The sequence below is a fragment of the Caulobacter sp. GW821-FHT10A06 genome (assembly GCF_059415805.1).
On record NZ_JBWKNY010000003.1, the window covers coordinates 176,461 to 199,965 of the forward strand.

A 23,505-nucleotide genomic window follows, 5' to 3' on the forward strand; every position below is an offset into this window, starting at 1 on the left:
ATCGCCGCGAGGGCGCAGGACAGTCCCGGCGCTTTTATGCGTTCGGGAGGGGTTATGAAGTCGTCCGTGGTCGCCATGTTGATGGCGAGCGTCTGCGTGAGTGCGATCGCCGCGCCGGCCTTGGCCGCCGACAAATCCAAGCCCACCGACAAGTTCTCCGAAGCCACCGCTGGGCTCGAGCGCAAGGACGGGTTGGTCCCGGTCTTCGTCGACAAGAAGGACGGCAAGGTCTTGCTGCTGCTGCCCAAGCCGGGCGCGGACGGGATCGCGGGGCGGTATCTCTACCAGACCTATCTGCGCGCGGGCCTGGGTTCGAACCCGACCGGCCTGGATCGCTCGGCGCCGGGCGACACCCAGATCATCGCCTTCCGCAAGGTGGGCGGGAAGGTCATCGCTCAGTTCGAGAACTGGGGGTTCCTGGCTCCCCGCGGCTCGGTCGACGAGCAGGCGGCGGTGAAGGACTCGTTCCCGGTCTCCAGCGTCTGGTCCAACGCCATCGAGGCCGAGGGGGCGGACGGTCGCCTGCTGGTCGATGTCACCAGCTTCCTGGTCCGTGACGCTCAAGGCGTGGCCAAGACCCTGAAGCGCAGCAAGCAGGGCGACTTCCGGCTGAACGACGGCCTGTCCTATGCCGACACCGGCGAGGTCAACGTCTTCCCGCTGAACGTCGAGCTGGAGGCGGTCGAGACCTTCGTCGGCGACGACCCGGGATCGGAGGTGCGCGGCATCGTCCCGGATCCGCGCAACGTCACCCTGGTGCTGCACCACTCGTTCGTGGCCCTGCCCGAGCCGGGCTACGTCCCGCGCCAGAACGACCCGCGTGTCGGCGTCATCGACCACACCGTGGCGGACTATTCCGCGCCGCTGAACGAGCCGGTGGTCTATCGCCTGGCGCACCGCTTCCGCCTGGAGAAGACCGATCCCGCCGCCGCCCGTTCGCCGGTCAAGAAGCCGATCGTCTTCTATGTCGACCGCGCCGCGCCCGAGCCGGTGCGCTCGGCCCTGGTCGAGGGCGGCCGCTGGTGGAACCAGGCGTTCGAGGCGGCCGGCTTCATCGACGCCTTCAAGGTCGAGGTGCTGCCCGATGGGGTCAGCCCGCTGGACGCCCGTTACAACGTCGTCAACTGGGTCCACCGCCAGACGCGCGGCTGGTCGTACGGCCACGCGGTGGTCGATCCGCGCACGGGCGAGATCATCAAGGGCGACGTCCTGCTGGGCTCGGACCGCATCCGCCAGGATCGGCTGATCTTCGAGGGCCTGCTGGGCGCCGACAAGACCGGCACGGGCGGGCCGAATGATCCGATCGAGATCTCGCTGGCCCGCATCCGCCAGCTGTCGCCGCACGAGATCGGCCACTCGATCGGCCTGCAGCACAATTTCGCGGCCAGCACCTATGCCGGCCGCGCCTCGGTCATGGACTATCCAGGGCCGAAGGTCGCCATCAAGGACGGCCAGCTGGACTTCTCCGACGCCTATGGGCGCGGGATCGGGGCCTGGGACAGGTTCGTCATCGACTGGCTGTACGGCGTCGCGCCGGCGGGCGTCGACGAGAAGGCCTGGCTGAAGGCGAAGGCCGACAAGAGCCAGGCCGAGGGCTTGCGCTATGTCTCCGACGAGGACGCGCGCGCTGCGGACACGCCGCATCCGTTAGGCGCGGTGTGGGACAACGGCGCCGATCCTGTCGCCGAGCTCGACCAGATCATGGCTGTGCGCAAGATCGCCCTGGACCGCTTCGGCCTGGGCAACCTGCCCAAGGGCGCGTCGGTGGCGGACCTGCGCCGCATCGTCGTGCCGATCTACATCTTCCACCGCTACCAGGTCGACGCGACGGCCAAGCTGGTCGGCGGGGTCGACTTCACCTATGGCGCGCAGGGCGACGGCCACGAGGCCAGCAAGCCGGTCCCGGCCGCCCGCCAGGCTGCGGCCATCGACGCCCTGCTCAAGACGGTGACGCCGGTCGCGCTGGACCTCTCCGACAAGACCCTGGACGTCCTGACCTCGGGCCAGTCGCAGGGGACTGACCACGCCTACGAGATCGAGACCTTCCAACAGGGGCCGGTGTTCGACCTGCCCGCCACAGCCGAGGTCGCGGCCGACATGGTCTGGAGCGATCTCTTCGCGCCGGCGCGCCTGAACCGCCTAGTCGAGGCCAAGCGTCGTGACGCCGCCCAGCCGGGCGTGGAAGGCCTGCTGGACAAGGCCCTGGCCTTCGCCGCCTTCGACGGCAAGGCGACCGGTCGTCAGGTGGAGCTGGCCCGCCGCGTTCGCCAGCGGATGGTGGTCAGCCTGGCCGATGCGCTCAACGACAAGAGCTTGTCGCCGACGGCCGCCGCCGTGATCCGCGCGCGGCTGGCCGACTGGGGCAAGGGGCTGACGGCAGCCGCGACCGGCGGCACGGCCGACCGCGCCCAGGCTCGCGCCCTGGCCGGGATCGTCGCCGACGAGAGCGGCGGCCGCCTGGCCGCCCTGGTCGAGGACGGCAAGGCCAAGGTCGTCACGCCGCCCGGTCCGCCGATCGGCGAGGATGACTGGTTCGGGGATCTCTAGGCCGCGCTTGACTCAGGGGCAGCCCTCCCGCATTGACCCCGACGACCCTCGCGGGAGACATCGGGATTCGCTCCCGAGGCCGAAGGCGCAACCGCCCCGGAAACGCTCAGGCAAAAGGACCGCGCGGGTTTAGAAACGCTGGAAAGCAGCCTCCGGAAAGGGGGCTCGCCGAAGGAGCAAGGCCGACCCCAAACAGTAGAGGGGGAAGGCCGGAATCTCTCAGGCACAAGGGACAGCGGGGGCGCGACCAACCGGCGGACGCCGGTCGTCTCGCCGACCCCGCTAGGAGCCTGCCCAGTGTCCGATCAAGACCTCAAGAAGACCCCCTTGTTCGACGCCCACGTGGCGCTGGGCGCGCGCATGGTGCCGTTCGCCGGCTATTCCATGCCGGTGCAGTACAAGGACGGGGTGCTGAAGGAGCACCTCTGGACCCGCGAGCACGCCGGCCTGTTCGACGTCTCGCACATGGGCCAGGCCCGGCTGCGTGGTGATAACCCGGCCAAGAGCTTCGAGAAGGTGGTCTCGGCCGACTATCAGGGCCTGAAGGCCGGCAAGCAGCGCTATGGCGTGCTGCTGAATGCCGAGGGCGGCATCATCGACGACCTGATGACCGCGCGTCCGGACGACGATGGCCTGTTCGTGGTGGTCAACGGCGCCTGCAAGGACAACGACTACAAGATCATCGCCGACGCCCTGGCCGGCGAGGCCACGGTGACGCGCATGGAAGATCGCGCGCTTCTGGCGCTGCAAGGTCCCGAGGCCGCCGCCGTCCTGGCCGCTCATGTGCCGCAAGCCGCCGGCATGGTGTTCATGGACACCGTCGCCCTGACCGCCTTTGGCGTCGACGCGATCATCTCGCGCTCGGGCTATACCGGCGAGGACGGCTACGAGATTTCGGTCCCGGCCGACGCCGCCGAGCGCATCTGGAATACCCTACTGGCCGACGAACGCGTCAAGCCGATCGGCCTGGGCGCCCGCGACAGCCTGCGCCTGGAGGCCGGCCTGCCGCTGTACGGCCACGACCTGGACGAGACCGTCTCGCCGATCGAGGGCGGGCTGAACTTCGCCGTCGGCAAGTCGCGCCGCGAGGCCGGCGACTATCTGGGCGCGGCCCGGATCGGCAAGGAGCTGGCCGGTGAGCTGTCGCGCGTCCGCGTCAATCTGAAGGTGCTGGAAGGCGCCCCGGCCCGTGAAGGCGCCGAGATCGCCGACGAAGCAGGCAATGTCATCGGCAAGGTGACCAGCGGCGGCTTCGCCCCCAGCCTGGGCTTCCCCATCGCCATCGGTTTCGCCCCGCCGGCCTATGCGGCCGTGGGCACGAAGCTCAAGGTCATCGTTCGTGGCAAGCAGGCGGCCGCCGAGGTCGTGGCTACCCCGTTCGTCGCCAACCGTTACGTCCGCAAACTCTAATCAAGGGCCGACAGAGATGCGTTTCACCAAAGATCATGAATGGGTCGTCGTCCAGGACGGTATCGCCACCGTGGGCGTCACCGCCTACGCCGCCGAGCAACTGGGCGACGTGGTGTTCGTGGAAGTGCCGGAAGCCGGCAAGACCGTGAAGCAGGGCGAGAACCTGGCTGTCGTCGAAAGCGTCAAGGCCGCCTCGGACGTCTACGCCCCGGTGTCGGGTGAAGTCGTCGAAGGCAATGCCGAGCTGGGCGACGCGCCGGAAACCGTCAACGCCCTGCCGGAAAGCGGCGGCTGGTTCGCCAAGATCAAGCTGTCGAACCCGGCCGAGGTCGACGCCCTGATGGACCGCGACGCGTACGAAGCGTTCCTCGCCACCCTCTAATTCCGTTCTCGCGAAAGCAGACCATGCGTTACCTCCCCCTGACCCCCGAAGACCGCGTCGAGATGCTCGGCGCGATCGGCGTGAAGTCGATCGACGACCTGTTCGTCGACGTGCCGGCCTCGGCCCGCCGCGACGGAACCGTCGACCTGCCGCTGCATGCCGGCGAAATCGAAGTCGAGCGCGAGATGGCGAGCCTGGCCCGTCGCAACCGTTCGGCGGGGGAGGGACCGTTCTTCTGCGGGGCCGGCGCCTATCGCCACCACGTGCCGGCCACGGTCGACCACATCATCCAGCGGTCGGAGTTCCTGACCAGCTACACGCCCTACCAGCCGGAAATCGCCCAGGGTACGCTGCAGGTCCTGTTCGAGTTCCAGACCCAGGTCGCGGCCCTGACCGGCATGGAGGTGGCCAACGCCTCGCTCTATGACGGCTCGACCGGCGCGGCCGAGGCCGTGATGATGGCCCAGCGCGTCACCCGCCGGAACAAGGCGGTGATGTCGGGCGGCGTCCACCCGCACTATATCGAGACCATCGAGACCCTGGCCCACGCGGCCGGTGTTTCGACCCAGGCCATGCCGGCGGCCGTCGACGCCGAGGACGCGGTGATCGCCGCCATCGACGCCGACACCGCCTGCGTCGTCGTCCAGACCCCGAACGTGTTCGGTACCGTCACCGACGTCACCAAGATCGCCGAGGCCGCCCACGCCGCCGGCGCGCTGCTGATCGTGGTCACCACCGAAGCCGTCTCGTACGGCCTGCTGAAGTCGCCCGGCGAGATGGGCGCGGATATCGCCGTGGCCGAGGGCCAGTCGATCGGCAACGGCCTGAACTTCGGCGGTCCTTATGTCGGCCTCTTCGCCTGCAAGGAAAAGTTCGTCCGCCAGATGCCGGGTCGCCTGTGCGGCGAGACCGTCGACGCCGATGGCAAGCGCGGTTTCGTGCTGACCCTGTCGACCCGCGAGCAGCACATCCGCCGCGACAAGGCGACGTCGAACATCTGCACCAACAGCGGCCTGTGCGCCCTGGCGTTTAGCATCCACATGAGCCTGCTGGGTGAGACCGGCCTGCGCCAGCTGGCCGCCCTGAACCACCAGAAAGCGGTCGCCCTGCGCGACGCCCTGAAGGCGGTGCCGGGCGTCGAGGTCCTGACCCCGCGCTTCTTCAACGAGTTCGCCATCCGTCTGCCGAAGAACGCCGCCGATGTGGTCGAGACCCTGGCCGGCCATGGCGTCATCGCCGGCGTGCCGTTCTCGCGCCTCGACGCGGGCGCGGGCCTGGACGACGTGCTGCTGGTCGCGGCTACCGAGACCACGCTGGACATCGACATCACTTTCTTCGCCAAGATCCTGACCAAGGCGGTGGGCCAATGAGCATGAACAACGTCGGCCGCCCCACGCGCCCCGAAACCGCCAACGATGCCGGCGGTCACGAGACCCTGACGGGCAATCGCGGCCTGCTGCAGAACGAAGCCCTGATCTTCGAACTGGACGGCTGGAACAAGACCGGTGTCGACCTGCCGCAAGCCGCCGCCCCGTCGAGCGACCTGGCCGGCCTGCTGCGCGACGCGCCGATCGGCCTGCCGGGTCTGTCCGAGCCCGAAGCTGTCCGCCACTACGTCCGCCTGAGCCAGAAGAACCACGCCATCGACCTGGCGCTGTATCCGCTGGGCTCGTGCACGATGAAGCACAATCCGCGCCTGAACGAGAAGATGGCGCGCCTGCCGGGCTTCTCGGACATCCACCCGCTGCAGCCGCAGTCGACCGTGCAGGGCGCCCTGCAGCTGATGGACCGCCTGGCCCACTGGCTGAAGACCCTGACCGGCATGCCCGCCGTCGCGCTCAGCCCCAAGGCCGGCGCCCACGGCGAGCTGTGCGGCCTGCTGGCCATCCGCGCCGCCCACGAGGCGGCCGGCAACGGCCATCGCAAGACCGTCCTGGCCCCGACCAGCGCCCACGGCACCAACCCGGCCACGGCGGCCTTCGTCGGCTACACCGTCGTCGAGATCGCCCAGACCGATGACGGCCGCGTCGACCTGGCCGACCTGGAGTCCAAGCTGGGCGACCATGTGGCCGCCATCATGGTCACCAACCCCAACACCTGCGGCCTGTTCGAGCGCGACGTCGTCGAGATCGCCCGCCTGACCCACGCGGCGGGCGCGTACTTCTACTGCGACGGCGCCAACTTCAACGCCATCGTCGGCCGGGTGCGTCCGGGCGACCTGGGCGTCGACGCCATGCACATCAACCTGCACAAGACCTTCTCGACGCCCCACGGCGGCGGCGGTCCGGGCGCGGGTCCGGTGGTGCTGAGCGAGGCCCTGGCGGCTTTCGCCCCGACCCCCTGGCTGACCCACGGCGATGACGGCTTCTCAATGGTCGAGCACGCGGGCGAGGAGGGGGCCAAGACCGCCTTTGGCCGCATGAGCGCCTTCCATGGCCAGATGGGCATGTACGTCCGCGCCTACGCCTACATGCTGAGCCACGGGGCCGACGGCCTGCGTCAGGTGGCCGAGGACGCTGTCCTCAACGCCAACTACATCAAGGCCCAGCTGAAGGGCGTGATGAGCCCGGCCTTCCCCGAAGGTCCGTGCATGCACGAGGCCCTGTTCGACGACAGCTGGCTGGAAGGCACCGGCGTGACCACGCTCGACTTCGCCAAGGCGATGATCGACGAGGGCTTCCACCCGATGACCATGTACTTCCCGCTGGTCGTCCACGGCGCGATGCTGATCGAGCCGACGGAAACCGAGAGCAAGCAGGAGCTGGATCGCTTCATCGAAGCGCTTCGTCTGCTGGCCGGCGCGGCCAAGGCGGGCGAGGTCGAGCGCTTCAAGGGCGCCCCATTCCACGCGCCGCTCCGGCGCCTGGACGAGACCCAAGCGGCCCGCAAGCCCCGGTTGAGGTGGAAACCTGTGGCAGAAGCGCCACTGGCGGCTGAATAGCAAACACCATACCCCTGTTGCGACCAGAGGGCGCCTTTACGGCGCCCTCATCGGTCCACATATCGGGGGTGCGCGTCGGGGCGCTCTGGCTTTTCCAGGGAGCAAGCGGAGCGCAAGCCCGTTTAGTCCTCCCAATGACTGCTATCGCCCTCGCCATGCCGCGCGCCCGCCGCACCGCCGATGATCTCGCCCGTGAGCTCATCGCGCGATTCCTGCGCGTGATCCTGGTGACGCTGGGCGTGCTGCTGGTCATCGGCGGCATCGTCATCGCGCCGCTGCCGGGCCCCATGGGCCTGCCGCTGACCGTGGTCGGCCTGATGCTGGTGCTGCGCAACTCGTTCAAGGCGCGCAAGCAGTTCGTCCGCTTCCAGCACGCCCATCCCAAGTTGATCTTCCCGCTGCGTCGCCTTCTGCGTCGCGAGCCCGAGGTCGTGCTGGTGGCCTGGCAACAGGCCCTGCGCGTCGAGCGCCTGATCGTGCCGCGCAAGTGGCGCATGGCCGCCCGCTGGCGCAAGTCGTTCAAGCGTCGCGCCGCCGCGAAGCAAGCCGGACGGTGACAGCCACCGCCTCCACGATCGACATCAAGCACAGGGTCCGGCGCCGCGCGCGGTTGGCCTTGCTGCTGCGCGAGTCCGCGGCCCGCGCTTTCCGCTGGATCGCCATCGGCTTCGGCACGCTGGTGATCATCGCCGGGGCGGTGCTGACACCGCTGCCGGGGCATGTGGGCCTGCCGCTGCTGGTCATCGGCCTGATGATCGTGCTGCGCTACTCGTTCCAGGCGCGGAAGACCTTCATCCGCTGGCAGAAGCGCCACCCCAAGCTGGTCTTCCCGATCCGCCGCCTGATGCGCCGCGAGCCCGAGGTGCTGCTGGTCGTCTGGCAGCAGATGCTCCGCACCGAGAAACTGGTCCTGCGCCGGGCCCGCTGGCGGCTGCTGAAGAAGACCCGCAAGCGCGTGAAGAAGTACGTGGCGCGGAAGATGGCCAAGCCGGCCTGACCGCCAAGATCGTCCTGAACCCATCAGGTCCATGGGAATTGTAGCAGGCGCGCCGCCGCCATCGCCCCCAGGACACCTCATGCGTTTCGACGTCGAAGCCTCGCTGACCTACGACTTCGCCACCCCGTGCGAGGTGCTGCTGCTGATCGAGGCGGCGCATGGGCCAGACCAGATGGTCCATTCCGAGGCCCTGACCTTCTGGCCCAATGTCGACGCCGTGCGGGTCGACGATCCCGTCACCCACGAACGGCGTACGGTGTTCACGGCGTCGGGCCGGGTGAACGCGCTCTACCGGGCCCAGGTCGAGGTGATGCACCGCGACCATGACCTGGCCGACGCCCCGGCCATGGCGATCCGCGACCTGCCCAGCGAGGTGCTGCCCTTCCTGCGCGCCAGCCGCTATGCGCCGTCCGACCGGCTGGAGCGGTTCTGCGAGCGCGAGTTCGGCGACCTGAAGGGCGGGCGCAAGGTCATGGCCATCCTGGATTGGATCGCCAAGCACGTGGACTATTGCTTCGGGGTCAGCGACGCGGCCACGACGGCCGTCGACACCCTGGTCGACCGCGCCGGCGTCTGCCGCGACTTCACCCATCTGGCGATCAGCCTGTGCCGCGCCGCCGACATCCCGGCCCGCGCGGTCAGCGCCTATGCCTGGCGGCTGGAGCCGCCGGACCTGCACGCCATCGCCGAGGTCTATCTGGGCGGACGCTGGCGGCTGATCGACGCCACGGGCCTGGCGCCGATCGAGGGCATGGTCCGCGTCGCCACCGGGCGCGACGCCGCCGACATCGCCTTCATGACCATCTTCGGCCAGGCCACGCTGATCGAGCAGAGCTTCTCGATTCAGGCTGTGTAGCGGTAGCCGTCGACGCCGACATGCTCGGCATTGCGTTCCCGCACCTGGGCGCCCGCCTCGTCGTACAGGAACGGCAGGAAGGCGTAGCGCTTGCCCCGGGTCACCGGCAGCGCCTCGTGCAGCAGCGAGCATGAGAACACGACCGCGCCGCCCGTCGGGGCGCGATAGGTGCGGGGACCAAACTCCGGAAAGCGCAGGTCGCCGCCCTCGTAGTCCTCGGCGTTCAGGTTGATCGTCACGGCGAAGCGGCGATGGGCGGTGCCCTTGGTGGTGTTGTCCCGGTGCGCCCGGAAGAAGCCATGGTCGGCCGCGTCGTAGCAGGCGACCAGGTCGCGCTCCATGCGCGTGGCGGCGAACTGGAAGGCCTTGGCGATCTGCGGGGCCAGGCGGCGCTGGATCCGGGCCCGGACAGCGTCGCGCAGCTCGCCCGGCGGCAGGATCAGGTCGCGGCGGATCTTGTGGTTGGGATCGCGGATCTCGACGGTCCGGCCCTCCACCTCGCGCATGAAGCCCGACGCCTCGCCGCCATCGGCCTCATAGGCCGCGATCAGGATCTGGCACAGCTCGGGCTCGAACAGGCGTGGGACGACTAGCACGGGCGCGTGGAGCTCGACGCCGGCATGGGTCGCCACCGGAGGCAGCCCGGGCAGGCTGCGGGCCAGGCGTTCGGTCTGGTCGGCGGGCAGGGTCGCGAGAATCCGGAAGTTCGGGTCGACCAGGATCCAGCCCGACCAGCGCGGGTCGTCGGCCGTTCCAAGGGCGGTGAAGGCCGCGCCGGCCTCGTCCAGCAGCCAGCGGGCGCCGGGCAGGCGGTCCTCGCGGCGGTTCCAGCGCTCGGTGTCACGCAACAGGCCGAAGAAGGCCAGGCTTTCGCCGTCGAAGCGCTCGGCCTGTTCGTTCAGCACCTGCTCCACCAGATCGGCGAAGGCCTCGTCGCCGTCGCCGACCAGGGCCAGCAGCAGATAGCGCCCGGCCGCGACATCGAACGCATAGCGGGGATTGCCGTGGCTGACGGCGAAGAACGACGGCGCGGGATCGCCGGGCAGCAGCTTGGTCATCGTCCTTCCGTTCTACACTTCAGGTTACGGATGCTGCCAAAAAAAGAGGGGCAAAAGAAAAGGCGTAATGCCCGTTGGCGTACCCAAGCGGCCTTAGGGGGCCTTGGCTAGATTGTCAGCCAGTTTCTGGAGCCAGGTCTTCGGGACGTCGAAGTTCACAGGAATGGTGACTTGGCCTCCGTCTGACGGTTGCCCATCAACGAGCATGGGGGTCATGCGGAAGATCCTGGACATAGCCACCGAGGCACCCCCAAAGCCGTATCCTGATGGCGTCTCGGAAACGACACCACAGTCGTAGACGGTCCCCTTAGCGGAGACCTTGCAATCGATGACGGCTTGCCCTGTGACGCGAGCCTTGGCTGCATCATGCGGGTAGTACCGCATAACGTCCTTGTCCGTTGGCTGCTTGAGCCAAGTCGGCTTCACGATCTCTTGGGCATGGGTCGAGGACGCAGCGACGCAGATCGTCGCTGCCAGCAGGCAGGCACGCATGAACAACCCCTGTGTTCGCCCGACCGCAAGCCGGGACGGTTGGTCACGCGCGAACACAGGGAAGCGCGTCCTGCGTATTCCCTGAGACAGGTATTTTATTGAGCAGGCCGCCCGACAAAATGCCGGAGACCTGTGTTCACGCGCGATTGCGCGTCGCGACTCAGTGACCAAACCTCGTGCGCGACAGCGGCGACTATGCGTCTATGGCGCGTGCTTGTCACCTGAGGAGGTTTCTATGGATAGTGAGCCTGGGGCTGATGGATACGGACTCGCGGCGTTTGCGCTGTCGCACGCAATTCTCACTCACCTGATCACATCAGGGACGTGGAGCCCACAGCAGGGTTTAAACGCCGCTGAGACTGCCCTGGAGATGGTAGATGCCCTGCCACTGCTTGGTGTCGATAGGGTAGCTGCCAACGACGCAGTGGGAGCATTGCAGGGGCTAATCGGCCCGCTTCGGTTGTTTGCTCAAGGCGCGCTCTAGCATCCTGCGGCTGAATTCAGCCGTTTGCTTCTCAATGATGGCAGCTCTTGAACCAGGCTCAGGGTCTACGCGGCTGGCACCGACGGTGGCCTCGAACCTGGCGCGCGATTCTTCCACCGAGAGGGCTTCGTTCTCCACCTGCTCCTGTGCCGCGTCGAGGAACCGTCGGCTTTGGTCTGGGTCGTCGAATGTGTTCCGCGGCATGAGCCTTCGACCATCTGGCGATAGGTGAGCCGTCGGCCCACAACGCCCATCAAGAGAGCTTCGGATCGGCCAGCATCATCGATGCCCTTGGCCGTACGGTGATTATACCTGAAATCGAACTCGTTGCAGTACCGCTGAAGATGGATCTTCTGGCAGTGCTGATATATGCCGCGCATCCCGCGTTTAAAGATCGAATAGAACCCCTCCACCGTTTCGGTGTGGATGTAGGGATCATCCGCGTTGACGTACTCCTTGCGGCCATGGTGCACGACGCCATGAGCGGCAAACTTAGGACCCAGTGTCTTGTAGGCGTTCCCTTCGTCACTCATCAGGTGAGCATTCCGAGAAACGTGCTCGTCCAAAATGGCGCCGATGGTGGTGGGAGAGACGTCATTCACGACGGTGCTGATAACCGTTTTGGCCTCTCGGTCCAAAACACTCACCACCTTCATCTTGTGGTGGAAGGATCGTTTCACTGGGGCCCCAGGCTCGACGCCAAGGAAGGTCTCGTCCACCTCCACGGCTCCGCCGTTGACACCGAACATGGGAAGAGATGCGGCGCTCATGGCCTCTCTGATCCGATGGCTCATGAACCAGGCCGTCTTCAGCGTGACGCCCAGAACCCGAGACAGCTGATTTGAGCTGAACCCCTTCTTCGATGAGCTGATCAGCCAGATAGCCTGAAGCCAGTACCGCATCGGAACGTGGCTGCTCTCGAACACAGTGCCCACCTTCACGGTGAACGGCTTTCGGCACTGGTAGCACTTGTGGACACCGATCCTGGTGCTGGATCCCTTCAGCTTCCCAATGCGCTCAACGCCACCGCAGTGGGGACAAACCGGGCCCTCAGGCCACAGCTTGCTCTCCACGTACTCATAGGCGGCTTCCTCGTTGTGGAAGAAGGGCTGAGACAGGAAGGACATTGACGCTACCCCACCAAAAGCAACGCTTAGGTGGTACCCGGTTTGGGTTATTCAAGACGGGTGGGTACGCGAAGGGGTATTACGCCAAAGAAAAGGGCGCGGACCTTGCGATCCGCGCCCTCTGTCTTGTTCGCCTAAGCCCGCTGCTATTGCAGCTTGGAGCCCAGCTGGCTGATCGCGGCGTCGGCGAGCGGGTCGCTCTTGGCGCCGGCCAGACGGGCCGTCAGCACCGCTTCGGCGGCCTGGGCGGCGAGATCCACCGCGGCGGCCTTCACGTCGGCGGCGGCTTGCGCCTCGGCCTGAGCGATCTTGCGTTCGGCCATCTCGGCGCGGCGCTTGATCTGCTCCTCGAGCTTTTCCTTGGCTTCCTCGGCCAGACGCTTGGCGTCGGCCTTGGCGGCTTCCAGCATGCCCGTGGCCTGGCGCTCGGCTTCTTCGCGCTGGGCCTTCACGTCCGCGAGCAGGGCCTGGGCCTCTTCACGCAGTTGCTGGGCTTCGTCGAGCTCGGCCTTGATCTTGGCGGCATAGCCGTCCAGCGCGCCGAACAGCGCGCCCGGCAGGACCTTCAGCACGACCAGCAGGCCGAAGAAGATCACCAGAGCGACCAGAACCCAGAATTCCGGGTTCGAGAAGCTGAACAGGGATTCGTGTTCCATCGTCAGCTCCTTAAGCCAGAGCCGACTTGAGTTCAGCGGCCGTGGCCGCCTTGCCCGTCAGCTTCTCGACGATCGCGCCGGCCGTCTCTTCGGCGACCACGCGGACCTGGCTCATGGCCTGGTCGCGGGCGGCCTGGATCGAAGCTTCGGCCGCGGCCAGCTTCTCGGCCAGGGCGGCCTCTTCCTTGGCCTGACGCTCGGCGGCTTCGGCCGTGGCCTTGGCCTTGGCGTCCGCGGCGGTCTTCTGGGCCTTGGCGCGCGCCTCGGCCACTTCCGCGGCGGCGGCGCGAGCCTGGGCTTCGGCCTCGTCCTTCATGCGACGGGCGTCGGCGATGTCGCCGGCGATCTTGCCGCCGCGCTCGTCGATCGCGCCGCTGACGCGGGGCAGGAGCACCTTCGACAGCACGACATAGAGAACGGCGAAGATGAGCAGCAGCCAAACGATCTGGCCACCCCAGTGCTCGAACTGCAGCTGCGGAAGGCCGCCGCTTTCGTGCTTGGGGGTTTCAGTCGTCTCGACCGTGCCGTGATGTTCCGTCGCCATGGGCGAAGGCGCCTCTCAGCTAGAGCGTCCGCGAACAGGCCGGAAACCGGCCCGCATCAAGAGGACGCAAAAAAATAAGACAAGGAGCGCGGCGCTTCCGAACGAAGCGTCCGCGCTCCCCAGGATCCGATTACGAGAACAGGATCAGGAAGGCGATGACCAGGGCGAAGATGCCCAGGGCTTCCGTCAGAGCCATGCCCAGGAACAGCATCGGGCGCTCTTGAGCGGCGGCGGTCGGGTTACGCAGGGCGCCTTGGAAGTAGTTGCCGAACATCACGCCCAGGCCAACGCCCGCGCCGATCATGCCGAGCATGGCCAGGCCAGCGCCGATGTACTTAGCTGCAGCAGCGTCCATGATAGAGACTCCTTGGAAGGGTATTTGTTGGAAAGACTAAAGGTTGATCAGTGGCTGTCGAGGTGCACGACGTCGTTGATGTAGACGCATGCGAGCACCGCGAACACGAAGGCCTGCAGGAAGGCCACCATGAACTCGAGGGCCGTCAGGGCGACGACCGAGGTCAGGGCCAGGGCCGAACCGGCCCAGCCCAGGACGCCGAGACCGCCCAGGGCGATCACGAAACCGGCGAAGATCTTCAGCACGACGTGGCCGCCCAGCATGTTGCCGAACAGACGAAGGCCCAGGGTGATCGGGCGGATCAGGAACGACAGGATCTCGATCGGCACCAGCAGGATGTACAGCACCGGGGGAACGCCCGACGGCGCGAACAGCTTGAAGAACTTCAGGCCGTTCTTGGCGAAGCCGACGGCGACCACGGTCAGGATGACCATCAGGCCCAGCGTCAGGGTCACGGCCAGCTGCGACGTGGCGGTAAACACCAGGAACATGCCCTGGATGTTCATGAACAGCACGAAGGCAAACAGCGTGAAGACGAAGGGCATGAACTTCTTGCCTTCGTGGCCGATGATCGACTCCGCGAGCCCATCGACCAGTCCGTAGAGCATCTCGCCCACCGCCTGCAGGCGGCCCGGGATGACGGCCTTGCGCGCGGCCAGGCTGTAGAACGTGATGACCAGCAGCGCCGCCAGCATCATCGCGGCCACGGAGTTCGTGATCGACAGGTCGATCGCGCCGAGGCCGGGAACGGTCACGGTGGGCAGTTCCACGATCTTCGCGATCTGGAACTGGTGCATCGGATCGGCCATTGGCCCTAGTCTCTCTTCTGCTTGGGGACGGTAGACCCGTCTCCCGTGTGTCCGTCGGCATTCCCTTGTGGGGACGGCGCCGACGCCTGCGCGCTTAGTTTCATCGCCTTGCGGACGATGGAGAATATCGCGAGCCCCAGACCGATCAGCAGACCGCCGACCATGCCCCAGGGGCTCGTGTGGACGTAGTGATCGAGCAACCAGCCGAAGCCGAGACCCACCAATACGCCCCCGATCAAATCCGCCAACAGACGGTAACCGTCCTGGTTGGCCTTTTCGGTCGCCGCTTTCGCGGGCTTTTCCGCCGCCTTCTTCGCCTCAAATGCGTCGAGCCGAGCGTCGAGGCTTGCGAGGGCCTTGTCGTTCGGTTCGTCGGCCTTGGGCATGGGAAGCGGCAGGTCCGAAAACGCCGCGGACGCGCCAAAACAAGGCGCAATTCCGGCCGGCTTGATCGGCGCGGAACCTATAGACCTCGCTGCGGTGCGTCAAGGCGAGCGGTTCGCGGGCCAAGTGACGGGAATACTTAAGGATTTAGCCTTCGGCTTCGGGCGGGGGCAAAACGATCCCCAATCGGGACCGGTTAACGGGTCTACCAAAGCGCGGAACCGTTCCTATATGGAGCGTGCTCTTTCGGCGTCACCCCCAATAGGCAAGGGGCGACGGACCCGATGACGCATTGATTTTTGCGTAAATCTGGGCTTTAGAGCCGCCGCCTCCAAACAACACGAAGATTCATGTCGCACCTGAAGAACACCGGATTCGCCGATCGTATTTCCTCGCAGCAGGAAGCCAAGAAGGCCATGCTGGCCAAGTTCAAGGCCAAGCCGACCGTGCAGGATCCCGATTTCGACAAGCGTGAAGAGCTTCGCGCCGCCGAACTCGAAGCCGTCCGCGCCGCCCGCGCCGAAGCCAAGGAAGTCGCCCGCCTCGAAGCCGTGGCTCGCCAAGAGGCGATCATGGCCGTCAAGCGCGCCGAGCGTAAGGAACGCAAGACGCAGGAAGCTGCCGAGATGCGCGTCCGCAAGGAAGAGAAGGCCAAGGAGCGCGACGAGCTGCGCGCCTTGGGCAAGACGACCAACAGCAAGCAATCGCGGGCCCAGCAATGGGGCCACCTGCTGGGTTAAAGATCAGGGGTCCTTCGGGGCCCCTTTTTCTTGACCTGTTATGCTGATGGCGCATCTCGACGTCCTCGCCAGCCTGTTCGTGGTTGCCGCCTTGGCGGGGGCGCTCGACGCCATCGCCGGCGGCGGTGGCCTGGTGACCCTGCCGGCCCTGCTGCTGGCGGGTCTGTCGCCGGTCCAGGCCCTGGGCACCAACAAGCTTCAGGGCGCCGTCAGCGCCCTGTCCTCGACCACGGCCTTCGCCCGGCGCGGCCTGATCGAGTGGAAGACCGCCCTGCCGGTCGCCGGCGCGGCCGCGATCGCGGGCCTTTGCGGCGCCCTGTGCGCCAGCCTGCTGTCGCCGCAGCTGCTGCGGGCCATCGTGCCGCTGCTGCTGATCGCAATCGCCCTCTATTTCGGCTTCTCGCGCGCCCTCAAGGCCGAGGACGTGGCGCCGCGCATGGCGCTGATCCCGTTCGCCTGTTTCGTCACGCCGCTGGTCGGCTTCTACGACGGCATCTTCGGACCCGGCGCGGGGGCCTTCTACATGGTCGCGATCGTGACCCTGCTGGGCTACGGCGTGCTCAAGGCCACCGCCCACACCAAGCTGGCCAACGCCGCCAGCAACCTGGGCAGTCTGACCCTGTTCATCATCAAGGGCGCGGTCGTCTGGCCGGTGGGCTTGGCCATGGCCGCAGGGGCGTTCATCGGCGCCCAGGTCGGCTCGCGCCTGGCCATGCGCTTCGGACCAAAGCTGATCCGGCCGCTGCTGGTGGTGATCTCGTGCGCCATGGCCATCAAGCTGCTGGCCGATCCCGCCAACCCCATCCGCCAGGCGATCGGCTTCTAGCTACGCCACCAGCTTTTCAGCCGTGCTCAGATCCACGCTGACCAGCTGGCTGACGCCGCGCTCGGCCATGGTCACGCCGAACAGGCGGTCCATCCGGCTCATGGTCACCGGATTGTGGGTGATGGCGATGAAGCGCGTCTGGGTGCGCCGGCGCATCTCGTCCAGCATGTTGCAGTAGCGGTCGACATTGGCGTCATCCAGCGGCGCGTCGACTTCGTCCAGCACGCAGATCGGGGCCGGATTGGCCAGGAACACGCCGAAGATCAGGGCGCTGGCGGTCAGGGCCTGCTCGCCGCCGCTCATCAGGCTCATGCTGGCCATGCGCTTGCCGGGCGGGCAGGCGAAGATCTCCAGACCAGCTTCCAGCGGGTCATCGCTCTCGATCAGCTTCAGCTCGGCCTGGCCGCCGCCGAACAGGGCCTGGAAGAGGGTCTGGAAATTGGCGTTGATCACGTCGAAGGCGGCCAGCAGGCGTTCACGCCCCTCAGCGTTCAGCTCCTCGATGCCGGCCCGCAGCTTGGTCACCGCGCCCGACAGGTCGGCCCGCTCGACGCGCATGATCTCCAGGCGGCCGGCATATTCCTGGGCCTCTTCCTCGGCGCGCAGGTTCACGGGGCCGATGGCGTCGCGCTCGCGTTCCAGCGCGAACAGGTGGGCCTCGACCCCGGCGGCGTCCTTCGGCACGGCCACCGCCTCGCCGGCGACGTGGCGGCCCAGCTCCTCGGGCTCCATGCGGGCCTGCTCGCGGATGGCCGAGGCGACCTCGCCAAAGCGCTGGCGAGCGCCGTCCAGGTGGGCGACCAGCGAGGCGCGTTTCTCGCGGGCTTCGCCGGCGGCCTGCTCGGCGGCGCGGGCGGTGCGGTCGTTGTTGAGGCGCAGGGTCTCGGCGGCCTCCAGGGCGTCGCTGGCCTTGGCGCGGCGAGCCTCTGCGGCGCCGAACTCGTCCAGCAGGGCGACCAGCTTTTCCTGCAAGGCCGCAGGGGCCTCGCGGGCGCCCTCCAGGGCGGCGGCGGCCTTCACGCGGTCGGCTTCCAGGGACTCGGTGCGCTTGCCGGCGGTCTCGGCGCGCTTGGCCCAGTCGGCGCGGTCACGCTCCAGGCTCTCCAGGCGGCGCTGGCGCCCGGCGCGTTCGCGGGTCTCGACGTCCAGGGCGGTGCGGGCGGCGCTGGCCGCTTCACGAGCCTGGGCCGAGGTCTGGCGGGCTTCGGCGAGTTGCGGTTGAAGATCGCCCGAGGTCTGGGCGGCGGCGTGGGCTTCGCGGGCTGAGGCCAATGCCGCATCGGACTCGACCTTCTCGGCTTCGAAGCGGGCGATGGTGTCGTCCAGCGACTGGGCGCGGGCCGCGCGCATGGCCTGCTCGCGTTCGAACTTGGCGACCTGCTCGCGGGCGCTGGTCAGCAGGCGCTCGGCGTCGGGCGGGCCGCGGCGCTTGTCGCGTAACAGGTCCTCGACGGCGCGCATGCGGTCGGCGGCGGTTTTCAGGGCGGCGGCGGTGGCTTCGGCGCGGGGGGCCAGGACGTCGATCTCGGTCTCGACCTCGGCCAGGCGGGTGCGCTGCTCCAGGCGAACGGCGGCGGGCTTGGGCGCGTCGGCGCGGGCCACGAAGCCGTCCCAGCGCCATAGGTCGCCTTCCTTGGACACCAGGCGCGCGCCGGGCTTGAGGTCCTTCTGCAGGCGATCCCCGTCGGCGCGGGCCACGACGGCCACGTGCGAGAGGCGGGCGGCCAGGGCGGGCGGCGCCTTGACCAGCGGCGCCAGCGGCTGGGCGCCCTCCGGCCAGGTCGGGGCAGCGGCTTCCGCGCCGCCCCAGTACGAGGGCGCTTTGGCGTCCAGGGCCGCGTCCAGGTCATCGCCCAGCGCCGCCGCCAGGGCCGCGCCGTAGCCCTTGTCGGGCGCGACGCTGTCCAAGGCCGGGGCGTGGCCGCTCTTGCTGCGCGGAGCCGTGAGCTGGGCCAGGCCCCGAGCCTCGGTGCGCAGGCGGCCCAACTGGTCCTCGACATTGCGAGCCAGCTGGCGGGCCTGGGCCTCCTGCTCAGCGGCCTTCACCCGTTCGTTCTCGGCCTCTTCCAGCGCCGCGCGGGCGGCGGCCAGCGCGGCCTCGGCATTGGCGAAGCGCTGGCGGGCGTCGGCGGCGGCCGGGTCGATCTCGGGACCGACGGCGGCGCGCTCGGCCTTGGCCTGGTCGAGGGCGCGGTTGGTGCGGTTGGCGCGAGCCTCGGCTTCGGACAGGCGCGCGGCGGCGGCGCGGCCTTGCGCCTCCTCGGCGGCGACGCGAGCGGCCAGCTGCTCGACCTGGGTCTCGGCGGCGGCCCGTGCGGTCTCGGCGGCCTTGGCGGCGGCTTCCAGCTCGGGACCCCGCTCCGGCGCGGCGGCGACCAGGGCGCGGACCTCGGCCAGCTCGGCGTCGATGCGGGCCAGGGCGGCGGCGGCGTCGTCCTTGGCCTGGCTCTCGCGGGCGCGGTCGTCGTCGATGCGAGCCAGATCGTTCTTGAGCCGCTCGAACTCGGCCGAAGCAGCTTCGGCCTCGCGCTCGGCGCGATCCTTCTGGATGGCCAGCTGGCCCAGGATCGCCTGGGCGATGGTCGCCTCTTCCCGCAGCGGCGGCATGGCGGCCTCGGCTTCGGTGATGGCCACCTGGGCTGCGGCGCTGGCGCGAGCGGTTTCCTCGACAGTGCGGGCGGCTTCTGTGGCCTCGCGCTGGGTGCGCTCCAGGGTGTCACGGGCCTCGGTCCAGCGAGCGTAGAGCACCGCGCCCTGCACGGCGCGGATCTCGGACGACAGGCGCTTGTACTTCTCGGCCTGGCGGGCCTCGCGCTTGAGGCGGTTCAGGGCCGTCTCAAGCTCGCGGGCCACGTCCTCCAGGCGCGAGAGGTTGCTCTCGGCCGCCCGCAGCCGCAGCTCGGCCTCGTGGCGGCGGGTGTGAAGGCCTGAGACCCCGGCGGCCTCTTCCAGGATGCGGCGGCGGTTCTGCGGCTTGGCGCCGATCAGCTCGCTGATCTGGCCCTGGCGCACCAGGGCCGGCGAGTTTGCGCCGGTCGAGGCGTCGGCGAACAGCAGCTGGACGTCGCGGGCCCGCACCTCACGTCCGTTGATCTTGTAGGTCGAGCCGGCCCCGCGATCGATGCGGCGCACGACCTCCAGCACCGGATCGTCGTTGAACTGGGCCGGGGCTGTGCGGTCGGCGTTGTCGATGGTCAGGGCCACATCGGCGTGGTTGCGCGGCGGGCGGGCGCCGCTGCCGGCGAAGATGACGTCGTCCATGCCGCCGGCCCGCATGGCCTTGGCCGAGTTGGCGCCCATCACCCAGCGCAGGGCTTCCAGCAAGTTCGACTTGCCGCAGCCGTTCGGGCCGACAATGCCCGTCAGCCCGGGCTCGATCCGAAACTCGGTCGGCTCGACGAAGGACTTGAAGCCCGAGAGGCGGAGACGCTGGAACTGCACGGAGGCGGTCCCTTAGAGGCTCAGCGCTTCGCCGCCGAGGCGAAGGCCTTGGAGAGCACCGCGAAGTCGGCGCTGTGGTCGTAGGGCGCGCCGTTGACGAAGAAGGTCGGCGTGCCCTCGATGCCGTCGTCGATCGCTTTGGCGAAGCGGTCATTGACCGCCTTCAGCGCCGCGTCGTCGCTCAGGGCCGCCTTGAACTGGTCGTCGGTCAGGCCGTACTGCTTGCCGATGGCTTGCAGGCCCTCGAACAGCCGCTCGCTGCGATAGATCTCTTCCTGCTTCTGGAAGACGGTGGTCAGCACCTCGAAATACTTCCCCGGAATCCGACGGCACAGCATGAAGCCTGCCGCCGCGAACTCGTTGGGCGGGGTCAGGAATTCGCGGAACACCAGGCGCACCTTGCCGGTGTCGATGAAGCTCTTGCGCACCTGCGGCTGGACCGTCGTCCACCAGTGGGCGCAGTGCGGGCAACTCGCCGAGGCGTAGACCACCAGCTGGATCGGCGCCTTGGCCGAGCCCAGCACCATGTCGCCCGAAAGCGCCGGCAGCGGCGCGGCGCGCGCGGCCGAGGCGCTCGCGGTCACCGCCAGGCCGGAAACGAGCAGGGCGCGCCGGTCCAGAGCCATTACTTGGAGGCTTCCGCGATGGCGGCGTCCAGCTGGGCCAGGGTGGCTTCGCCGCCCTCTTCGCCGCCGACCTTCTTGCCGTTGACGATGAAGGTCGGGGTGCCTTGGATCTTGTCGGCCTTCATCTGCTTGTCGAGACGCTCGGCCGACTTGGCCGCGTTCTCGTCGCTGAGGCAGCTGTTGAACTGCGCTTCGCTCATGCCGGCGGCGCGGGCGATGGTCAGCAGTTCGCCGCGGATGTCGCCGGTTTGGAAGATGCTGGCCTGGGCGTGGTACAGGGCGTCGGTCACCTGGAAGTACTTATCCTTGCCGGCGCAGCGGGCCAGCATGGCGCCGGCGTTGGCCAGGGTCGGCTCGCCGGTCAGGGCCTCGCGGGCCACGTAGTTGACCTTGCCGGTGTCGATGTACTTGGCCTTGAAGGCCGGGAAGACTTCCTCGTTCCACTTGGCGCAGTGCGGGCAGGCGACCGAGGCGTATTCGACGACCGTGACCTTGGCGTTCGGATTGCCCAGGGTCATGTCCTCGGCCGTGACCTTGGTCCCCTTGGGGCCGCAGGCGGCGAGACTGGCCGCGAGAGCGGCGATGAGGGTGACGCGGGTGATCAGCGAACGCATGAAAAGGCCCTTCGGCGGTCGATTGGGAAGTTAAACGCGATTCTCGCTAGCGAGCGAAAAAGGCGCAACCGTGACTGGCTCAAGAGCTTGAGCGAGCAGCGCTTGTCAACCGGCTCAGCGCTGCGATTGCAGCACGCCGCGACCCAGCTTCAAGAGGGCCTGTTTCAGCTCGCCGTCCGGCTGGTCGGCCAGGCTGTCGGTCAGCTCTTTTTCCTGGGCGGCGTCCAGAGGCGGCTTGCGGCGGCGGACCTGGGTCGCGGGCGCGGCGGGGGCCTTGACCGGACCCTGGACGATGCGCAGGCGCGTGACCACGCCCTTGCCCAGCAGCATGTCCAGGCGGGCGGTGATCTGCGGGGCCTGGTGCTGGATCAGCGAGGCCACGGGGCCATCGACGCGCAGCTCCAGCGCGCCGCCTTCGCCGTTGCGACCCTTGATGATGCGGACCGGCTCCGTCCGACGCGCGAGAGTGTCGCCGACGATCTCGCGCCAGCGGGCCTGCAGCACGGCGGGGCCTTGGCCAAACTGGGTCTCCAGCGCCTTGAGCAGCGGCGCGAGGTTCTTGCCGGCGGGCGGCGGGGTGCGGAACTGCGGCTTGGTGCGCTTGCTCCGCAGGATCGCGAGCGCTTCTTCGGCGGTGGGCAGGGGGCGGCGCATGCGGGAAGGCTAGCACGCGGCGGGCCGTTCGCGGTAGGCGAGGGGAGATGAAACACCGCGATCAGATCCGCTCGGCCCTCTTGGCCTGGTACGACGCCCAGGCCCGCGACCTAGCCTGGCGCACCTCGCCCGGCGACCGGCGCGCGGGGGTGCGCAGCGATCCCTACCGCGTCTGGCTGTCGGAGGTGATGCTGCAGCAGACCACCGTGCCGCACGCCACGCCGTATTTCCTGAGCTTCACCCAGCGCTGGCCGACCGTCTCGGACCTGGCGGCGGTGGAGGACGGTGACCTGATGGCCGCCTGGGCGGGGCTGGGCTACTACGCCCGCGCCCGCAACCTTCTGGCCTGTGCTCGCGCGGTGGCCAGCCAGCATGGTGGCGTCTTCCCGGACACCGAAGAGGGCCTGCGCGCCCTGCCCGGCGTGGGCGCCTATACCGCCGCCGCCGTGGCCGCGATCGCCTTCGACCGCGCCGCCAATGTCGTCGACGGCAATGTCGAGCGGGTGATGTCGCGGCTGTTCGCCGTCGAGACACCGCTGCCGGACGCCAAGCCCGAGCTCAAGGCCCTGGCCGGCGAGCTGGTCACCGACGACCGCCCCGGCGACTGGGCGCAGGCGCTGATGGATCTGGGGGCCACGGTCTGCAAGCCGAAGTCGCCGCTGTGCGACCGCTGCCCGATCTCGACCTGGTGCGCGGCGTTCCAAGGCGGCGCGCCCGAGACCTATCCCCGCAAGACCAAGAAGGCCGACCGTCCGCGCCGCCACGGCGTCGCCTATGTCCTGACGCGCGGCGACGAGATGGCCCTGGTCCGCCGCCCGCCGAAAGGCCTGCTGGGCGGCATGCTGGGCCTGCCCACCAGCGATTGGCGGGCGAGCCCGTTCACCGACGCCGAGGCCATTGCCGCCACGCCCGTCGCCGCCGCCTGGCGCGACCTGGGCGCGGTCGAGCACGTCTTCACCCACTTCTCGCTGACCTTGCGGGTGTTCACGGCAACGGGCGCGAACGACGGCGACTTCGTCTGGACTCCGCGCGAAGGATTGAGCGCGCTGCCCAGCGTGTTCCTGAAGGCGGCGCTGGTCGGGGAGCGACTGATCTGACCATGCCCAGCATTCACCACGTCGCCGTCATCTGCTCGGACTACGGCCGGTCCCGGCGCTTCTATGTCGAGGTGCTGGGCTTTGCGGTGATCCGCGAGGTCTTCCGCGAGGCGCGGAACTCGTGGAAGTGCGACCTGGACACCGGCAACGCCCAGATCGAGCTCTTCTCGTTCCCCTCGCCGCCGCCCCGGCCCAGCTATCCGGAAGCCTGCGGCCTGCGCCACCTGGCCTTCGTCACGCCGGATCTGGAGGCCGAGGTCGCGCGGCTGACCGCGTTGGGCGTCGTGTGCGAGCCGGTGCGGATCGACGAATATACCGACCGCAAGTTCACCTTCTTCGCCGACCCCGACGGGCTGCCGCTGGAGCTCTACGAGGTCTAGTGGGCCGCCTGATGAGCGGACTGCGTGGAGTTCCGCTAAGGGTGGGAAGCGGCCCCACCTGTTGGTGCTCGACATCATCTCATTG

Annotated in this window: 23 protein-coding genes, 1 pseudogene and 1 riboswitch; of the genes and pseudogenes, 12 read left to right on the plus strand and 12 right to left on the minus strand. The window is 68.2% G+C overall.

The genetic code is table 11. The features are described 5' to 3' along the window. Positions 1-54 precede the first annotated feature (54 nt). The 8 genes from AC07NF_RS08625 (at position 55) to AC07NF_RS08660 (ending at position 9,133) form a co-directional block, all read left to right on the plus strand. The gene (locus tag AC07NF_RS08625; RefSeq protein WP_494633710.1) at positions 55-2,547 is read left to right on the plus strand and encodes a zinc-dependent metalloprotease; all 2,493 of its coding nucleotides are present in this window, start codon (positions 55-57) and stop codon (positions 2,545-2,547) included. A gap of 41 nt (positions 2,548-2,588) precedes the next feature. Continuing rightward, positions 2,589-2,679, plus strand: a riboswitch (glycine riboswitch). Positions 2,680-2,844: 165 nt separating this feature from the next. After that, on the plus strand, positions 2,845-3,957 hold the full coding sequence (gene gcvT / locus AC07NF_RS08630) for a glycine cleavage system aminomethyltransferase GcvT (RefSeq protein ID WP_494633712.1): 1,113 nt from the start codon (positions 2,845-2,847) through the stop codon (positions 3,955-3,957). Beyond that, complete coding sequence (gene gcvH / locus AC07NF_RS08635; protein WP_494633714.1) at positions 3,851-4,339, plus strand: glycine cleavage system protein GcvH; 489 nt, start codon at positions 3,851-3,853, stop codon at positions 4,337-4,339. The genes gcvT and gcvH overlap by 107 nt, the downstream gene beginning before the upstream one ends. 23 nt (positions 4,340-4,362) lie before the next feature. Continuing rightward, positions 4,363-5,709 carry an aminomethyl-transferring glycine dehydrogenase subunit GcvPA gene (gene gcvPA, locus AC07NF_RS08640; RefSeq protein WP_494633716.1) on the plus strand — a complete coding sequence of 449 codons (1,347 nt, stop codon included), beginning with the start codon at positions 4,363-4,365 and terminating at the stop codon, positions 5,707-5,709. Further along, positions 5,706-7,280 carry an aminomethyl-transferring glycine dehydrogenase subunit GcvPB gene (gcvPB, locus tag AC07NF_RS08645; RefSeq protein ID WP_494633718.1) on the plus strand — a complete coding sequence of 525 codons (1,575 nt, stop codon included), beginning with the start codon at positions 5,706-5,708 and terminating at the stop codon, positions 7,278-7,280. The genes gcvPA and gcvPB overlap by 4 nt, the downstream gene beginning before the upstream one ends. Before the next feature lie 134 nt (positions 7,281-7,414). Then, on the plus strand, positions 7,415-7,837 hold the full coding sequence (locus AC07NF_RS08650) for a hypothetical protein (protein ID WP_492813870.1): 423 nt from the start codon (positions 7,415-7,417) through the stop codon (positions 7,835-7,837). Beyond that, positions 7,834-8,277: a hypothetical protein gene (locus AC07NF_RS08655; RefSeq protein WP_494633721.1), complete on the plus strand. Its 444-nt coding sequence runs from the start codon at positions 7,834-7,836 to the stop codon at positions 8,275-8,277. Before AC07NF_RS08650 ends, AC07NF_RS08655 begins: the two co-directional genes overlap by 4 nt. Before the next feature lie 79 nt (positions 8,278-8,356). Then, positions 8,357-9,133, plus strand: coding sequence for a transglutaminase-like domain-containing protein (locus AC07NF_RS08660; RefSeq protein ID WP_492813874.1), 777 nt, complete (start codon positions 8,357-8,359; stop codon positions 9,131-9,133). On the opposite strand, the gene AC07NF_RS08665 is transcribed toward AC07NF_RS08660, so the two are convergent. From AC07NF_RS08665 to AC07NF_RS08700, 8 genes and pseudogenes are all read right to left on the minus strand, one after another. After that, positions 9,121-10,191: a 2OG-Fe(II) oxygenase family protein gene (locus tag AC07NF_RS08665; RefSeq protein WP_494633723.1), complete on the minus strand. Its 1,071-nt coding sequence runs from the start codon at positions 10,189-10,191 to the stop codon at positions 9,121-9,123. The genes AC07NF_RS08660 and AC07NF_RS08665 overlap by 13 nt on opposite strands. 93 nt (positions 10,192-10,284) lie before the next feature. Then, on the minus strand, positions 10,285-10,683 hold the full coding sequence (locus tag AC07NF_RS08670; RefSeq protein WP_494633726.1) for a TonB family protein: 399 nt from the start codon (positions 10,681-10,683) through the stop codon (positions 10,285-10,287). A gap of 705 nt (positions 10,684-11,388) precedes the next feature. After that, a pseudogene (locus AC07NF_RS08675) lies at positions 11,389-12,294 on the minus strand (IS1595 family transposase); the annotation flags it as partial. 146 nt (positions 12,295-12,440) lie between these two features. Next, a complete protein-coding gene (locus AC07NF_RS08680) occupies positions 12,441-12,950 on the minus strand; it encodes a F0F1 ATP synthase subunit B (RefSeq protein ID WP_492813877.1) in 510 nt (169 codons plus the stop codon). 10 nt (positions 12,951-12,960) lie between these two features. Then, complete coding sequence (locus AC07NF_RS08685; protein WP_494633728.1) at positions 12,961-13,494, minus strand: F0F1 ATP synthase subunit B family protein; 534 nt, start codon at positions 13,492-13,494, stop codon at positions 12,961-12,963. Between the two features lie 130 nt (positions 13,495-13,624). Next, positions 13,625-13,849 (minus strand): F0F1 ATP synthase subunit C, encoded by a 225-nt coding sequence (locus AC07NF_RS08690; RefSeq protein ID WP_004615714.1) that lies wholly within the window; start codon positions 13,847-13,849, stop codon positions 13,625-13,627. Positions 13,850-13,896: 47 nt separating this feature from the next. After that, positions 13,897-14,658 (minus strand): F0F1 ATP synthase subunit A, encoded by a 762-nt coding sequence (locus tag AC07NF_RS08695; protein ID WP_492813881.1) that lies wholly within the window; start codon positions 14,656-14,658, stop codon positions 13,897-13,899. Positions 14,659-14,663: 5 nt separating this feature from the next. Beyond that, positions 14,664-15,044 carry an AtpZ/AtpI family protein gene (locus AC07NF_RS08700; protein WP_492813883.1) on the minus strand — a complete coding sequence of 127 codons (381 nt, stop codon included), beginning with the start codon at positions 15,042-15,044 and terminating at the stop codon, positions 14,664-14,666. A 348-nt stretch (positions 15,045-15,392) separates the two neighbouring features. Between AC07NF_RS08700 and AC07NF_RS08705 the strand changes: the two genes are divergently transcribed. Together AC07NF_RS08705 and AC07NF_RS08710 are read left to right on the plus strand one after the other, a co-directional pair. After that, on the plus strand, positions 15,393-15,782 hold the full coding sequence (locus AC07NF_RS08705; RefSeq protein ID WP_494633732.1) for a DUF6481 family protein: 390 nt from the start codon (positions 15,393-15,395) through the stop codon (positions 15,780-15,782). A gap of 46 nt (positions 15,783-15,828) precedes the next feature. Next, positions 15,829-16,608 (plus strand): TSUP family transporter, encoded by a 780-nt coding sequence (locus tag AC07NF_RS08710; RefSeq protein ID WP_494633733.1) that lies wholly within the window; start codon positions 15,829-15,831, stop codon positions 16,606-16,608. Here AC07NF_RS08710 and smc read toward each other — a convergent pair whose 3' ends face one another. The 4 genes from smc to AC07NF_RS08730 form a co-directional block, all read right to left on the minus strand. Beyond that, positions 16,609-20,049, minus strand: a complete 3,441-nt coding sequence (gene smc / locus AC07NF_RS08715; protein WP_494633735.1) for a chromosome segregation protein SMC — start codon at positions 20,047-20,049, stop codon at positions 16,609-16,611. Between the two features lie 20 nt (positions 20,050-20,069). Continuing rightward, a complete protein-coding gene (locus tag AC07NF_RS08720) occupies positions 20,070-20,675 on the minus strand; it encodes a thioredoxin domain-containing protein (RefSeq protein WP_494633737.1) in 606 nt (201 codons plus the stop codon). Continuing rightward, positions 20,675-21,289, minus strand: a complete 615-nt coding sequence (locus tag AC07NF_RS08725; RefSeq protein WP_494633739.1) for a DsbA family protein — start codon at positions 21,287-21,289, stop codon at positions 20,675-20,677. Before AC07NF_RS08725 ends, AC07NF_RS08720 begins: the two co-directional genes overlap by 1 nt. A 114-nt stretch (positions 21,290-21,403) precedes the next feature. Beyond that, positions 21,404-21,943: a DUF721 domain-containing protein gene (locus tag AC07NF_RS08730; RefSeq protein WP_494633740.1), complete on the minus strand. Its 540-nt coding sequence runs from the start codon at positions 21,941-21,943 to the stop codon at positions 21,404-21,406. A gap of 47 nt (positions 21,944-21,990) precedes the next feature. On the opposite strand from AC07NF_RS08730, the gene mutY reads away from it, so the two are divergent. Both mutY and gloA2 read left to right on the plus strand, forming a co-directional pair. Then, on the plus strand, positions 21,991-23,040 hold the full coding sequence (mutY, locus tag AC07NF_RS08735) for an A/G-specific adenine glycosylase (RefSeq protein WP_494633742.1): 1,050 nt from the start codon (positions 21,991-21,993) through the stop codon (positions 23,038-23,040). Positions 23,041-23,042: 2 nt separating this feature from the next. Next, complete coding sequence (gloA2, locus tag AC07NF_RS08740) at positions 23,043-23,420, plus strand: SMU1112c/YaeR family gloxylase I-like metalloprotein (RefSeq protein ID WP_494633744.1); 378 nt, start codon at positions 23,043-23,045, stop codon at positions 23,418-23,420. Positions 23,421-23,505 lie beyond the last annotated feature (85 nt).

Coding starts and splice junctions, on each gene's coding strand:
- AC07NF_RS08665 (WP_494633723.1), bottom strand. CDS start 10,191: ATGACCAAGCTGCTGCCCGGCGATCCCGCGCCGTCGTTCTTCGCCGTC.
- gcvPB (WP_494633718.1), top strand. CDS start 5,706: ATGAGCATGAACAACGTCGGCCGCCCCACGCGCCCCGAAACCGCCAAC.
- AC07NF_RS08685 (WP_494633728.1), bottom strand. CDS start 13,494: ATGGCGACGGAACATCACGGCACGGTCGAGACGACTGAAACCCCCAAG.
- AC07NF_RS08670 (WP_494633726.1), bottom strand. CDS start 10,683: ATGCGTGCCTGCCTGCTGGCAGCGACGATCTGCGTCGCTGCGTCCTCG.
- AC07NF_RS08700 (WP_492813883.1), bottom strand. CDS start 15,044: ATGCCCAAGGCCGACGAACCGAACGACAAGGCCCTCGCAAGCCTCGAC.
- AC07NF_RS08720 (WP_494633737.1), bottom strand. CDS start 20,675: ATGGCTCTGGACCGGCGCGCCCTGCTCGTTTCCGGCCTGGCGGTGACC.
- AC07NF_RS08695 (WP_492813881.1), bottom strand. CDS start 14,658: ATGGCCGATCCGATGCACCAGTTCCAGATCGCGAAGATCGTGGAACTG.
- AC07NF_RS08690 (WP_004615714.1), bottom strand. CDS start 13,849: ATGGACGCTGCTGCAGCTAAGTACATCGGCGCTGGCCTGGCCATGCTC.
- gcvH (WP_494633714.1), top strand. CDS start 3,851: ATGCGGCCGTGGGCACGAAGCTCAAGGTCATCGTTCGTGGCAAGCAGG.
- AC07NF_RS08705 (WP_494633732.1), top strand. CDS start 15,393: ATGTCGCACCTGAAGAACACCGGATTCGCCGATCGTATTTCCTCGCAG.
- AC07NF_RS08725 (WP_494633739.1), bottom strand. CDS start 21,289: ATGCGTTCGCTGATCACCCGCGTCACCCTCATCGCCGCTCTCGCGGCC.
- AC07NF_RS08625 (WP_494633710.1), top strand. CDS start 55: ATGAAGTCGTCCGTGGTCGCCATGTTGATGGCGAGCGTCTGCGTGAGT.
- AC07NF_RS08730 (WP_494633740.1), bottom strand. CDS start 21,943: ATGCGCCGCCCCCTGCCCACCGCCGAAGAAGCGCTCGCGATCCTGCGG.
- AC07NF_RS08650 (WP_492813870.1), top strand. CDS start 7,415: ATGACTGCTATCGCCCTCGCCATGCCGCGCGCCCGCCGCACCGCCGAT.
- AC07NF_RS08710 (WP_494633733.1), top strand. CDS start 15,829: ATGGCGCATCTCGACGTCCTCGCCAGCCTGTTCGTGGTTGCCGCCTTG.
- gcvPA (WP_494633716.1), top strand. CDS start 4,363: ATGCGTTACCTCCCCCTGACCCCCGAAGACCGCGTCGAGATGCTCGGC.
- AC07NF_RS08680 (WP_492813877.1), bottom strand. CDS start 12,950: ATGGAACACGAATCCCTGTTCAGCTTCTCGAACCCGGAATTCTGGGTT.
- gloA2 (WP_494633744.1), top strand. CDS start 23,043: ATGCCCAGCATTCACCACGTCGCCGTCATCTGCTCGGACTACGGCCGG.
- mutY (WP_494633742.1), top strand. CDS start 21,991: ATGAAACACCGCGATCAGATCCGCTCGGCCCTCTTGGCCTGGTACGAC.
- AC07NF_RS08660 (WP_492813874.1), top strand. CDS start 8,357: ATGCGTTTCGACGTCGAAGCCTCGCTGACCTACGACTTCGCCACCCCG.